Origin of the sequence: Streptomyces canus, assembly GCF_030816965.1 — a bacterium.
Lineage (GTDB): Bacteria > Actinomycetota > Actinomycetes > Streptomycetales > Streptomycetaceae > Streptomyces > Streptomyces canus_E.
On the sequence record NZ_JAUSYQ010000002.1, the window covers coordinates 8,184,352 to 8,197,563 of the forward strand.

Below are 13,212 nucleotides of genomic sequence, written 5' to 3' on the forward strand. Positions count from 1 at the left end.
TGTCCGAGGGTGCGCGGTGTTGTTCGCGCACCTACGGAGTTCCGGTGAACGTCAAGCCGCCTGCCTCCGTGTCCACCGTCACCCGGCCGCCGTCCGCGATCCTGCCGTCCAGGAGCAGGCGGGACAGTTGGTTGTCCACCTCCCGCTGGATCGTGCGGCGCAGCGGCCGGGCGCCGTACTCCGGCTGGTAGCCCCGTTCGGCGAGCCAGTTCACCGCGCTGTCGGTGAAGTCGACCGTGACCCCCTGGGCGTGCAGCAGGCGGCGGGTCCGCCCCAGCAACAGCCTGGTGATCTCGCGTAGTTGATCGCCCGTCAGCTGCCGGAAGACGACGATCTCGTCGATGCGGTTCAGGAACTCGGGGCGGAAGTGCTCGCGCAGGGGGCGCAGGATCCGCTCTCGGCGGGCCTCCTCGTCCGAGTCCGCTCCGCCCGGCCCGAAGCCGATGCCCGCGCCCCTGCGGGTGATCGCCTCCGAGCCCAGGTTGCTCGTCATCACGATGACGGTGTTGGTGAAGTCGACGGTGCGGCCCTGGGAGTCGGTCAGCCGTCCGTCGTCCAGGACCTGGAGGAGGATGTTGAACACGTCCGGGTGGGCCTTCTCCACCTCGTCCAGGAGCAGCAGCGAATAGGGATGCCTGCGGACCACCTCGGTGAGCTGGCCCGCCTCCTCGTGGCCGACGTATCCGGGCGGGGCGCCCACCAGACGGCTGACCGTGTGCCGTTCCTGGTACTCGCTCATGTCCAGCCGGACCATGCGCTCCTCACTGCTGAACAGGGACTCGGCGAGGGCGCGGGCCAGTTCGGTCTTGCCGACGCCCGTCGGGCCGAGGAAGAGGAAGCTGCCGATCGGGCGGTCCGGGCTCGCGAGGCCCGCGCGGGAGCGCAGCACGGCGTCCGAGACGACCCGTACGGCCTCGTCCTGGCCGACCACCCGCTCGTGCAGGTGCCTCTCCAGGCCGAGCAACCGGTCCTTCTCCTCCTCGGTGAGGCTGCTGACCGGGATGCCCGTCAGCCGGGACACCACCTGGGCGATGGCCTCCGTGGTGACCTCCAGGTGCTGGCCCTCGTCGGCCTCGTCGTTCCCGGTGGCCTCGCCGATCCGCTGCTTCAACTCCACGATGCGGTCACGCAGTTGCGTGGCCTGCTCGTACTGCTCGTCGGCGACCGCCTGGTCCTTGTCCCGGGTCAGCTGCTCGACCTCGCGCTCCAGGGCCCGTACGTCCGTGCCCTTGGTCCGTGCGCGAAGACGCACCCGTGCCCCCGCCTGGTCGATGAGGTCGATCGCCTTGTCCGGCAGGCGGCGGTCGGGCAGATAGCGGTCGGACAGCTCCACGGCGGCCACCAGCGCCTCGTCGGTGTAGCGGACCTGGTGGTGGGCCTCGTAGCGGTCGCGCAGCCCGCGCAGGATCTCGATCGCGTCCGCCGCGGTGGGCTCCGGCACCAGGATCGGCTGGAAGCGGCGGGCCAGGGCCGCGTCCTTCTCGATCCTGCGGAACTCCTCCAGCGTGGTCGCGCCCACGATGTGCAGTTCGCCGCGGGCCAGGGCGGGCTTGAGGATGTTTCCGGCGTCCAGCGAGCCGCCCTCGCCGCCCCCGCCCGCGCCGACGACCGTGTGTAGCTCGTCGATGAAGACGATCAGCCGGTCGGAGTTGTCGCGGATCTCGCCCACGATGTTCGTCAGGCGCTCCTCGAAGTCGCCCCGGTAGCGGGTGCCGGCCACCACTCCGGTCAGGTCGAGGGCGAAGACCCGGCGCCCGGTCAGCACGTCGGGCACGTCCCCGTCGACGATGCGCTGGGCCAGGCCCTCCACGATGGCGGTCTTGCCGACGCCCGCGTCACCGATCAGCACCGGGTTGTTCTTGCCGCGCCGGGACAGCACCTCGATGGTCTGCTCGATCTCCTCGTCCCGTCCGATCACCGGGTCGATACGGCCCTGGCGGGCCAGGTCGGTGAGATCTCGGCCGTACTTGTCGAGCGTGGGCGTGCCTGTGCTGCGTGGTGCCTCGCCGCGGGGCTGTCCGGAATCCGGGGCCGTCTCGGGAGGCAGACCGGTGGAGGCGAACCGGGCCGAGTTCAGGATGTGCCCGGCGGCCGAGTCGGGATTCGCCGCCAGGGCGCTCAGCACGTGCTCCGGGCCGATGTAACCGGCGCCCCGGGCCCGGGCCAGGTCGTGTGCGTCCAGCAGGGCCCGCTTGGCCGCCGGGGTGAGGGACAGCGAGGTGGGTGGAGGGGCCTCTTCCGGCTGGTGCTGCACGGGGCCGGAGCGTTCGTCGATCTCCGAGGCGAGGGAGTCGGGATCGGCGCCGGCCCGGCTCAGCAGGGTCCGGGTCGGCTCGGCGGTGAGCGCGGCGCGCAGCAGGTGCTGGGTGTCCAGATCCCGGCTGCCGTGCTCTGCGGCGTACTGGGCGGCGCCCTGCACCAGCTCCCGGGCCGGCTGGCTCAGCAGCTGGCCGATGTTGATCTGCCGGGGGCCGGGACGCGGTCCGCCGAAGAAACGGGCGAGAAACTCTCCGAAGGCGTCGTAGCCTTCCGGTCCGCTGAATCCGCTGGTCATGGCGTTCCCATCCGGCATCCCCGTGGGGGTCCCCCCGGGCCGAGCCCGTTCGAGGACTGGAAGAGGGCCGGGGATGCCCTCGCTGATCGACGTGCCGGGGCCGGGTAACCCGGGTGTCAGCCGGTTACACCTTCGCACGGATGGGGGAGTGGGGCACTTTCAGCGGTCGGCCGGCGGCCGAGCGGCGGGCGGGGTGGCTTGTCCTGCCAGTACCGCTCGCCGGGCACGACGCGCTGCACGAGGCCTCCGGCCCTGCTCCCCCGGTTCGCGGCGGCCGGACGCCGGCAGTGCCGAGACGTGCAGCAGGTCGTCGTCGACATCGATGCCGTCGTCACCGTCGCCGGGCGTGCTCCGGCTCCGCACGGAGAGTGCGACGCCGGGCGCCCGTCCGCCGAGTTCGCCCGGCGGGGTCTCCGGAGGCAGCCGCTGCGAGAACGTGAGCCGCCGCTCCGCGCCCTCGTGTGCAGGGCGAGTTGACCCGGCTCCGCCGAGCACGTGTCGACCTCGTACGTGCTCCGGCCGCCCCTGAGGAGGAACGCACCCCTCAACTCCCCGAGGGGACGCAAGTCGACTCAGCGTGCCGTCAGGACGCGCGGGCCCGCGTCCGTGATCGCCACGGTGTGCTCGGTGTGTGCCGCCCGCGAACCGTCGTTGGTCTTCAGCGTCCAGCCGTCCGGCGCGGCGTGGTACTCGTCCGTGCCGCCGGCGATGAGCATCGGCTCGATCGCGAGCACCATGCCGTGCCGCAGGGCGAGACCCCGTCCCGGGCGCCCTTCGTTCGGCACCGGCGGGTCCTCGTGCATACGGCGGCCGATGCCGTGTCCGCCGAAGTCGTCCATGATGCCGTAGCCACCGTCGCGGCACACCGTGCCGATCGCGTGCGCGATGTCCCCGATGCGGTTGCCCACGACCGCCGCCGCGATCCCGGCCGCCAGCGCCTGCTCCGCGGTCTCGATCAGCCGGACGTCTGCGGGGCGCGGCCTGCCGACCGTGAAACTGATCGCCGAATCACCGGCCCAGCCGCCGAGTTGGGCACCGCAGTCGATCGAGACGAGGTCGCCGTCGCGCAGCCGGTAGCCGGTGGGGATGCCGTGCACGATCGCGTCGTTCACGGAGGCGCAGATGACGGCGGGGAAGGGGGTGGTCGCGAAGGTGGGGCGATAACCGAGGAAGGGTGAGGACGCCCCGGCCTCCCGCAGCACCTCACGGGCCACCTCGTCCAGTTCCCACAGGGAAACGCCCACGTCAGCGGCTTTCTGTACGGCGGTCAGGGCGCGCCCGACCACCTGTCCCGCCTCGTACATGGCCTCGATCGATGTGTCTGTCTTCAGCTCCACCATGCCAATTACTATACCGGTATTAGAATGGGCGTCATGGTGCGCACCCCTCTTACTCCCGAAGAACACGAACGCGGCGAGCGGCTCGGCCGGCTGCTGCGCGAAGCCCGTGGCGGCCGCAGTATGGCCGAGGTCGCGGCGAGTGCCGGGATCTCCCCGGAGACCCTCCGGAAGATCGAGACCGGGCGGGCTCCCACGCCGGCGTTCTTCACGGTGGCCGCGCTTGCCCGGGCCCTCGGGCTCTCCATGGACGAGCTGGCCGGACTGTGCGAGTTGGCGGGCGTGTGACGGGAGTTCGCTCACCGGTCCGGGATCGCGCCAGGAGGCTCCTGCTGCTCCTTTGCAAACTGGCTGTAGCCCGTTCGTAACACTGCTGGTGTTGCCTTACGGACCGGAGTGCTCCGGTCTAACGGGAGTTGAGCGATGGCAGTGGATCAACTCCCGGGGCGGCTGCGGGAGTTCGTGGCCTACCTGGACGGCTTGCTCGCGCGCCTGGATCAGGGCGGCGGCTGGTGCGCGGTGTTCTGGCAGCGCGACCCCGACGGTATGCAAGCCTGCCTCGACGGCCGCGAAGTGCCGCCCTGGGACGTGGTCGAGGCGCTCCTGCAGGACCTCGCCACGGAGTACGGCCCCGAGGTGGCCCACGTCGAGGCGGAGCGGGCCCGCCCCCTGCACGCCGCTGCCCAGACCGCCCACGACGCCCGCCCCGGCGGCCGGGACGCCCTCGGCGACCGCTTCGACGTCATGCTCCGCGAACAGCGCTACGCCGCGGAACGGCAGGCCGAGTTGGGCCGCCTGCTCGCCAACGCCACCACCCAGGAGGAAGCCGACGCCATCCGCCTGGACCTCGCCTGGGCCCGCGACGACCACGAGCGCGCTGTCCGCCGCTGCGCCGAACTCCAGTCCCGGATGGCCGAGTTGGACGGCCGTTCGCTCGGCGGCCGGGGCCGGGCGATCCGGCGGGGGCAGGTCGCGGACGGGGGAGTGTTCCAGGGGGCGTACGGGGACGGGGACGCCGCATCCGGGGGCACCGGGGGCGGCAGGCTTGCGGACCGCTACGGGGGTGACGTCGCTGGGGTCGGCGGAAATGGAGCGGGCGGTACTGGGCGTGGTGGACGTGGACCGGGTGGCTACGGGGGTGAGGCTGCTGGGGCCGGCGGGGATGGAGCGGGTGGTGGACGTGGGCAGGGCGGCTACGGGGACGACGCGTCCGGGGAGAGCGGGCACGGAGCGGGCGGTGCTGGGCGTGGGCTGGGCGGCTACGGGGGTGAGGCCGCTGGGGTCGGCGGAAATGGAGCGGGCGGTACCGGGGGTGGTGGACGTGGGCTGGGCGGCTACGGGGACGACGCGTCCGGGGAGAGCGGGCACGGAGCGGGCGGTGCTGGGCGTGGGCAGGGCGGCTACGGGGGTGACGTTGCTGAGAGGGGCGGGCACGTAGCCGGTGACACCGGGGTCAGGGGGCGTGAAGCCGGCCACTACGGGGATGCCGGGACTGGATTCGGCGGCCACGAGTCGGGCGCCCGCGGAGCCGACGGCCGAAGCGCCGACTTCCCCAACATGCCCCAGCAGCGCGACACCACGTCGACCACAGGCACCGAGGCGACCCGCGGCGGCCCCGTCGAGCAGTGGCCGGACCCCGCCGAAGCGGCCCGCTCGGGGCATGCCCCGCAGCGGTCGGCTTCTGCCGGGGTGACTGGTCCGGGGCGCGCGCCGCGGTGGTCGGGTGCTGCCGAAGAGGCTCGTCCGGGCCATGCCGTGCAGGGGTCGGCTTCTGCTGGGCTGGACGGTCCGGGGCGCGCGCCGCGCTGGTCGGGTGCTGCCGAAGCCCCTCGCTCGGGGCACGCCCCGCAGGGGTCGGCTCCCGCCGGGGAGGACGGCGCGGGGCACCCCCCGCAGGGGTCGGCTCCCGCTGAGGTGGACGGTGCGGGACGTGCCCCGCTGTGGTCGGGCTCCGCCGATGCGGTCCGTGCGGGACGCACCCCGCCATGGTCGGCTCCCGCTGAGGTGGACAGTGCGGGCCGTGCCCCGCAGTGGTCGAGCTCCACCGAAGCGGCCCGTCCGGGATACAGCCCGCATCCCGCCGACGCAAGCCGCCCCGGCCCGCACCAGCACAGCGAGGCCGACGCGGCCCACACGACGTACGCCCCGTATCAGCAGGCGCCGCCCGCAGTCACGCGCACCGGCCGCGCACCCCGGCCCGGCGCGGAGACCCCGCAACAGCCGACCCCCGCCGCCCAACCGCCGGAGGCCCCCACCCCGACGAACAAGCGCAAGCGCCGCCGTGGCAGCGCCCGTTTCGCCGGTATGGCCGAGGAAGGCGGCGCCCCCGTCGTCGTACCCCCGGCGGCCGTCCCCGATCTGCCCACGGGGCCCGTGTCGACGGGGCGCTCCCTCCGCGGGGCCCGTTTCGCCGGGGCCGCGGAGGAGGCGAAGGAGCGGTCGGAACAGCGGGCCGAGTCGTTGGACGCGGCTGCGCGGAGGGAGACCGCCGACACCGTCGCGACGCTGACGCGGCTGCGCGCGGAGGGCCGGACCGGTGAGGCGCACGCGCTGCTCGCCGAGGTCGCCCACTGGCCCGCCGACCGTTTTCCGCTGATCGCCGCGGAGCTTCAGCACGCCGGGCTCCGCGCCGACTGGGCGAGCCTGCTGTGGGAGGCCGCCTCGCTGCCCGCCGACCGGCTGGTGGCGGCAGCCGACGCGCTGGTCGCGGCCGGGCGGGGCGCGGACGGGGAACAGGTGCTCCGGCAGGGCGTCGCACGGCCCGCGGGTGAGATCGGCGCCGCCGTGCTCGGGCTGGTCGCCGAGGGCCGCCGTCGCGAGGTCTCCGCGCTTCTCGACGCCTACGTCCGGGTCCGCACCCCCGAGGAGGCCGCCCGCAGCGCCGAGCCCGGCCCGCAGACCCTCGTCCCGCTCCTGCTGGCCGCCGCGCGAGGCGTCTCGGACGAGCGGCACTGGGACCTGGTCCACGCGCTGCGGGTCGCCGGATTCTCCGCCTGACAGGTCGCCCACGACCCGCTGACCGGCCACGTCACTCCTCCACTGGAGTGTGAAACGTGATCGACTTCGCGGGTTAACGACAATGGTCTTGGCAAGCCTCTCCAGGAGGCTTACGTTCGTCCCTCTACGGCTACATCTACGGGCGTAGAGGCTCTGACGTCCCGCCGAAGGAGCAGCTCATGGCCAACGTCGTACGTGCCGCTCTGGTCCAGGCCACCTGGACCGGCGACACCGAGTCCATGGTGGCGAAACACGAGGAGCACGCCCGCGAGGCGGCCCGACAGGGCGCGAAGATCATCGGGTTCCAGGAAGTGTTCAACGCCCCCTACTTCTGCCAGGTCCAGGAACCGGAGCACTACCGCTGGGCCGAGCCGGTGCCCGACGGCCCCACCACGAGTCGTATGCAGGAACTCGCCCGCGAGACCGGCATGGTGATCGTCGTGCCGGTGTTCGAGGTCGAGCAGTCCGGCTTCTACTACAACACCGCGGTCGTGATCGACGCCGACGGCAGCGTCCTCGGCAAGTACCGCAAGCACCACATCCCGCAGGTCAAGGGCTTCTGGGAGAAGTACTACTTCAAGCCCGGCAACCTCGGCTGGCCGGTCTTCGACACGGCCGTCGGCAAGGTCGGCGTCTACATCTGCTACGACCGCCACTTCCCGGAGGGCTGGCGGCAGCTGGGCCTGAACGGCGCCCAGCTCGTCTACAACCCGTCCGCCACGCACCGCGGACTCTCCTCCCACCTGTGGCGCCTGGAGCAGCCCGCGGCCGCCGTCGCCAACGAGTACTTCGTCGCCGCGATCAACCGGGTCGGCGTCGAGGAGTACGGCGACAACGACTTCTACGGAACGTCGTACTTCGTCGACCCGCGCGGTCAGTTCGTCGGGGACACGGCGAGCGACAAGGAGGAGGAACTGGTCGTCCGCGACCTGGACTTCGACCTCGTCGACGAAGTGCGGCAGCAGTGGGCGTTCTACCGCGACCGCCGCCCCGACGCCTACGAAGGGCTGGTGCAGCCGTGACCGAGGACCTGCTGGGACGTCACCGTGCCGTCCTGCCTGACTGGCTCGCCCTCTACTACGAGGACCCTCTGGAGATCACACACGGCGAGGGCCGGTACGTGTGGGACGCCGAGGGCAACAAGTACCTCGACTTCTTCGGCGGCATCCTGACCACGATGACCGCGCACGCCCTGCCCGAGATCACCAAGGCGGTGAGCGAACAGGCCGGGCGGATCATCCACTCGTCGACCCTGTACCTGAACCGGCCGATGGTCGAACTCGCCGAGCGCATCGCCCAGTTGTCCGACATCCCGGACGCCCGCGTCTTCTTCACCACGTCCGGCACCGAGGCCAACGACACCGCCCTGCTGCTCGCCACGACCTACCGCCGCAGCAACACCATCCTGGCGATGCGCAACAGCTACCACGGCCGCTCCTTCAGCGCGGTCGGCATCACCGGCAACCGCGGCTGGTCACCCACCTCGCTGTCCCCGCTGCAGACGCTGTACGTCCACGGAGGCGTGCGCACCCGCGGCCCGTACGCCTCCCTCGGCGACGACGACTTCACCGCGGCCTGCGTCGACGACCTCAAGGACCTGCTCGGCCACACCCGCCCGCCCGCCGCCCTGATCGCCGAACCGATCCAGGGTGTCGGCGGCTTCACCTCCCCGCCCGACGGCCTCTACGCGGCCTTCCGCGAGGTGCTCGACGAGCACGGCATCCTGTGGATCGCCGACGAGGTGCAGACCGGCTGGGGCCGCACCGGCGACCACTTCTGGGGCTGGCAGGCGCACGGGCAGTCCGGCCCGCCGGACATCCTCACCTTCGCCAAGGGCATCGGCAACGGCATGTCCATCGGCGGGGTGGTGGCCCGCGCCGAGATCATGAACTGCCTGGACTCCAACAGCATTTCGACGTTCGGCGGTACCCAGATCACCATGGCGGCCGGCCTCGCGAACCTGACGTATCTCCTGGAACACGACCTGCAGGGCAACGCCCGGCGCGTCGGCGGGCTGCTGATCGAGCGGCTGCGGGCCGTCGCGGCGCAGGTCCCGGGCGTACGGGAGGTGCGCGGGCGCGGGCTGATGCTCGGCGTCGAGCTGGTGAAGCCCGGCACCGACGAGGCCGACCCGCAGGCCGCGTCCGCCGTGCTGGAGGCGGCCCGCGCCGAGGGGCTGCTCCTCGGCAAGGGCGGCGGGCACAACACCAGCGCCCTGCGGATCGCCCCGCCCCTGTCCCTGACCGTCGCGGAGGCCGAAGAGGGCGCCGCGATCCTCGAACACGCTCTGAGGAGCACCATCCAGTAGGTCCACAGCAAGGGAACACCGACATGAGCACCACCTTGGAGCCCCTGGAGTCCTTGGCGCCGACCCTGTCGGTCCGTCAGGTCCTCATGCTGGAACGGGTCCTCGCCGGGGAGCCCGAGGTGGTGGCCGGTGCCGGACAGCTCGACCGGGCCGTGCGCTGGGTGCACGTCGCGGAGGCCGCCGACGTCGGCGTGATGCTCAGCGGCGGCGAGATGGTCCTCACCACCGGTGTGCTGCTCGCCGGGGACGACGACAAGCAGGCCGAGTACATCCGGTCCCTGCACCGCGCGGAGGCCGCGGCCGTGGTCCTCGGACTCGGCCGCGCCTTCCCGTCCCCGCCGGATGTGATGCGCCGGGCCGCCGAGCGGTGCGGGCTGCCCATGGTCGTCCTGCACCGGCCCTTCCCCTTCGCCGAGTTGACGGAGGAGGTCCAAGCCCGGCTCGTGCGGCGGAAGTTCGCCGCCGTCAGCATGTCCGAGGCCGTCCGCACCGCCCTCACCGGACTCATCACCGCGGGCGCCCCGCTCCAGCGGATGCTGGACGAGATCGCCCACCACAGCGGCTGTCCCGTCGTCGTCACCAACCTCGCCCACCGCGTCCTCGCCACCGCGGGGGAGCGCTCCGCGGTGGACGACGTGCTGCGCGACTGGGAACGCATCGCCCGCCAGGCCGGCGGCAGCGAGGGCGACGGCTGGATCCGCGCCGAACTGGGCGGGCGCGGGGAGCGCTGGGGTCAGATCATGCTGTGCGGCTACCGGGGTGACACCGCCACCGGGCGGCTGCTCGCCGACCGTGCCGCCGAGGCCCTCGTCCTGCACCGCATGCTGGGCGGCACCTCCGCCCACACCTGGGAGGAGCAGTCCGCGCAGAGCCTGCTGACCGACCTGGTCAGCGGGGTCGTACCGGCGAGGCAGCTACTGCCCCGCGCGCGGGCGGCCGGACTGCCGGTCAACCGGCGCACCTTCGTACCGCTCGTCGTCCGGGACGGTGATCCGGCCGAACTCGACCGGGTGCTACGCCTGTTGGGCTTGCCCGGCATCGTCGCCGAGCTCGCCGACGGGGCCACCGCCGTACTGCTGAGCCTGGCCCGGGACCAGGACGCCACGGTGCTCACGGCGAACTTCGCGGCCCGGCTGTCGCGGACGGTCGTGGCGGCAGCGGATCCCAGGACCGCCTGGGACGACGTTCCCGCCGGTATGCGTGAGGCCCGGCATGTCGCGGAAGCCGTCGCCTCGGGGGTCCTCGATCTCCCGCCTGTGGTCCGCCTCAAGGACGTCCATCTGCGCGGTCTGGTCCGGCTGTTGCGCGACGACCCGCACGTCCAGTCCTTCGCCGAACGCGAGCTGGACGGGCTGCTGTGCGGGGCGGGAGAGGATCTGCTGGCGGTGCTGCGCACCTATCTCGCCACCGGCCGCAACAAGTCCCGCACCGCCCAGCTCCACCACGTCTCCCGCCCCGCGCTCTACCGGCGGCTGGAAGCGATACAGGGCCGGCTCGGCGTCGACCTCGACGACTTCGAACAGGCGGCCTCGGTGCACATCGCGCTTCTCGCACACGACGCGCAACAGGGCTGAAACATGCCACGACCTGGGAAAACGGCGGTGAAACATGGGCTCACGACAGGGTGACACCGTGACACGCCCAAGGTCCGCAGACGTGACACCGTGCAACTCAAAGCCGGTTTTCGGACTTCCTAGTCTTCTCGCACACCGAGTGACCGGAGGTCCCGATGAGCAGAGTGATTCGTGCCGCCCTCTTCCAGACCGCGTGGACGGGCGACAAGGAGTCGATGATCCAGGTACACGAGCAGGCGGCCCGGGACGCGGCCGCGCAGGGTGCTCAGGTCCTGTGCTTCCAGGAGCTGTTCTACGGACCGTACTTCTGCCAGGTCCAGGACAAGGCGTTCTACGAGTACGCCGAGCAGATTCCGGACGGCCCGATCGTCAAGCGATTCCAGGCGCTGGCCAAGGAACTGGGCATCGTCCTCATCCTGCCGATGTACGAGGAGGAGCAGCCCGGCGTCCTCTACAACACCGCCGCCGTGATCGATGCGGACGGCTCGTACCTCGGCAAGTACCGCAAGCACCACATACCCCAAGTGCCGGGATTCTGGGAGAAGTTCTACTTCCGCCCCGGCAACCTCGGCTGGCCGATCTTCGACACCAAGGTCGGGAGGATCGGTGTGTACATCTGCTACGACCGCCACTTCCCCGAGGGCTGGCGGGCGTTGGGCCTGGCCGGCGCAGAGATCGTCTTCAACCCGTCGGCCACCTCGCGCGGTCTGTCCGCCTATCTGTGGCAGCTGGAGCAGCCGGCCGCGGCCGTCGCCAACGAGTACTTCGTCGGCGCCATCAACCGGGTGGGCGTCGAGGAGCTGGGCGACAACGACTTCTACGGAACGACGTACTTCGTCGACCCGGAAGCCCAGTTCGTCGGCGAGGTGGCGAGCGACAAGGAGACCGAACTGGTCGTCCGGGACCTGGACATGGCCAAGCTGCGGGAAGTCCGCGACCGCTGGCAGTTCTACCGCGACCGCCGTCCGGACGCCTACCCCCCGCTGACCGCACCCTGACCGAACCGTCCACTCTGGCAGGAGAGGGAACATGAGCAGCCGTACCGTCATCCGCGGTGGCCTCGTCATCACCGCGTCCGACGAGATCCACGCCGACGTGCTGATCGAGGACGGCCGCATCGCCGCCCTCGCCGCCTCGGGCACCTCGGCAGCCGAGTCGTTCACAGCCGACCGGACCATCGACGCCACCGGGAAGTACGTCATCCCCGGTGGCGTCGACGCCCACACCCACATGGAGCTGCCGTTCGGCGGCACCTTCGCCTCCGACACCTTCGAGACCGGCACCCGGGCCGCCGCCTGGGGCGGTACGACCACCATCGTCGACTTCGCCGTGCAGAGCGTCGGCCACACCCTGCGCGAGGGCCTGGACGCCTGGCACGCCAAGGCCGAGGGCAACTGCGCCATCGACTACGGCTTCCACATGATCGTCTCCGATGTGAACCAGGAGACGCTCAAGGAGATGGACCTGCTGGTGGAGGAGGGGGTCACCTCCTTCAAGCAGTTCATGGCCTACCCCGGCGTCTTCTACTCCGACGACGGCCAGATCCTGCGCGCCATGCAGCGCTCCGCCGAGAACGGCGGCCTGATCATGATGCACGCCGAGAACGGCATCGCGATCGACGTGCTGGTCGAGCAGGCGCTGGCGCGCGGCGAGACCGACCCCCGCTACCACGGCGAGGTACGCAAGGCCCTCCTCGAGGCCGAGGCCACCCACCGTGCCATCAAGCTCGCGCAGGTCGCCGGCGCGCCCCTGTACGTCGTGCACGTCTCGGCCATGGAGGCAGTGGCCGAGCTGGCCCGCGCGCGCGACGAGGGGCTCAACGTCTTCGGCGAGACCTGCCCGCAGTATCTGTTCCTGTCGACGGACAACCTCGCGGAGCCGGACTTCGAGGGCTCGAAGTACGTGTGCTCAACTCCCTTGAGGCCGAAGGAACACCAGGCCAAGCTCTGGCAGGGGCTGCGCACCAACGACCTCCAGGTCGTCTCCACCGACCACTGCCCCTTCTGCTTCGTGGGCCAGAAGGAGCTCGGCCGCGGCGACTTCTCGAAGATCCCCAACGGCCTCCCCGGCGTCGAGAACCGCATGGACCTGCTCCACCAGGCCGTCGTCGACGGACACATCTCGCGCCGCCGCTGGATCGAGATCGCCTGCGCCACCCCGGCCCGGATGTTCGGCATGTACCCGAAGAAGGGGACCATCGCCCCGGGCGCCGACGCCGACGTCGTCATCTACGACCCGCACGCCGAGCAGATCATCTCCGCCGAGACCCACCACATGAACGTCGACTACTCGGCGTACGAAGGAAAGCGACTCACGGGCCGCGTCGAGACGGTCCTCTCGCGCGGCGAACTCGTCATCACCGAGCGGGAGTACACCGGGCACGCCGGGCACGGCACCTACACCCCCCGCTCCACCTGTCAGTACCTCAACTAGGAGTGGCGC

General features: G+C 71.5%; 9 protein-coding genes. 7 read left to right on the forward strand and 2 right to left on the reverse strand.

Annotated features, from left to right (window positions below):
* Positions 1-31: 31 nt before the first annotated feature.
* Positions 32-2,554 carry an ATP-dependent Clp protease ATP-binding subunit gene (locus tag QF027_RS38560; RefSeq protein ID WP_307079957.1) on the reverse strand — a complete coding sequence of 841 codons (2,523 nt, stop codon included), beginning with the start codon at positions 2,552-2,554 and terminating at the stop codon, positions 32-34.
* A 572-nt stretch (positions 2,555-3,126) separates the two neighbouring features.
* A complete protein-coding gene (gene map / locus QF027_RS38565) occupies positions 3,127-3,894 on the reverse strand; it encodes a type I methionyl aminopeptidase (RefSeq protein ID WP_307079959.1) in 768 nt (255 codons plus the stop codon).
* 33 nt (positions 3,895-3,927) lie between these two features.
* Here map and QF027_RS38570 point away from each other — a divergent pair, with 33 nt between their 5' ends.
* The 7 genes from QF027_RS38570 to hydA all read left to right on the forward strand — a co-directional run bounded on the left by QF027_RS38570 (position 3,928) and on the right by hydA (position 13,203).
* Positions 3,928-4,179: a helix-turn-helix domain-containing protein gene (locus QF027_RS38570; protein WP_020119078.1), complete on the forward strand. Its 252-nt coding sequence runs from the start codon at positions 3,928-3,930 to the stop codon at positions 4,177-4,179.
* Positions 4,180-4,314: 135 nt separating this feature from the next.
* Positions 4,315-6,888: a hypothetical protein gene (locus QF027_RS38575; RefSeq protein ID WP_307079962.1), complete on the forward strand. Its 2,574-nt coding sequence runs from the start codon at positions 4,315-4,317 to the stop codon at positions 6,886-6,888.
* A 179-nt stretch (positions 6,889-7,067) separates the two neighbouring features.
* A complete protein-coding gene (locus tag QF027_RS38580; RefSeq protein WP_059209607.1) occupies positions 7,068-7,910 on the forward strand; it encodes a nitrilase-related carbon-nitrogen hydrolase in 843 nt (280 codons plus the stop codon).
* Positions 7,907-9,196 carry an aspartate aminotransferase family protein gene (locus QF027_RS38585; RefSeq protein WP_307079963.1) on the forward strand — a complete coding sequence of 430 codons (1,290 nt, stop codon included), beginning with the start codon at positions 7,907-7,909 and terminating at the stop codon, positions 9,194-9,196. The genes QF027_RS38580 and QF027_RS38585 overlap by 4 nt, the downstream gene beginning before the upstream one ends.
* 23 nt (positions 9,197-9,219) lie before the next feature.
* Complete coding sequence (locus QF027_RS38590) at positions 9,220-10,770, forward strand: PucR family transcriptional regulator (protein ID WP_306974375.1); 1,551 nt, start codon at positions 9,220-9,222, stop codon at positions 10,768-10,770.
* A 155-nt stretch (positions 10,771-10,925) separates the two neighbouring features.
* Positions 10,926-11,768, forward strand: a complete 843-nt coding sequence (locus tag QF027_RS38595) for a nitrilase-related carbon-nitrogen hydrolase (RefSeq protein WP_164421243.1) — start codon at positions 10,926-10,928, stop codon at positions 11,766-11,768.
* Positions 11,769-11,799: 31 nt separating this feature from the next.
* Positions 11,800-13,203, forward strand: coding sequence for a dihydropyrimidinase (gene hydA / locus QF027_RS38600; protein WP_306974372.1), 1,404 nt, complete (start codon positions 11,800-11,802; stop codon positions 13,201-13,203).
* Positions 13,204-13,212: the final 9 nt, after the last annotated feature.

Bases quoted from the DNA above. Each gene is read 5' to 3' on its own strand.
- QF027_RS38560 (WP_307079957.1), bottom strand. From the start codon at position 2,554: ATGACCAGCGGATTCAGCGGACCGGAAGGCTACGACGCCTTCGGAGAG.
- map (WP_307079959.1), bottom strand. From the start codon at position 3,894: ATGGTGGAGCTGAAGACAGACACATCGATCGAGGCCATGTACGAGGCG.
- QF027_RS38570 (WP_020119078.1), top strand. From the start codon at position 3,928: ATGGTGCGCACCCCTCTTACTCCCGAAGAACACGAACGCGGCGAGCGG.
- QF027_RS38575 (WP_307079962.1), top strand. From the start codon at position 4,315: ATGGCAGTGGATCAACTCCCGGGGCGGCTGCGGGAGTTCGTGGCCTAC.
- QF027_RS38580 (WP_059209607.1), top strand. From the start codon at position 7,068: ATGGCCAACGTCGTACGTGCCGCTCTGGTCCAGGCCACCTGGACCGGC.
- QF027_RS38590 (WP_306974375.1), top strand. From the start codon at position 9,220: ATGAGCACCACCTTGGAGCCCCTGGAGTCCTTGGCGCCGACCCTGTCG.
- QF027_RS38595 (WP_164421243.1), top strand. From the start codon at position 10,926: ATGAGCAGAGTGATTCGTGCCGCCCTCTTCCAGACCGCGTGGACGGGC.
- hydA (WP_306974372.1), top strand. From the start codon at position 11,800: ATGAGCAGCCGTACCGTCATCCGCGGTGGCCTCGTCATCACCGCGTCC.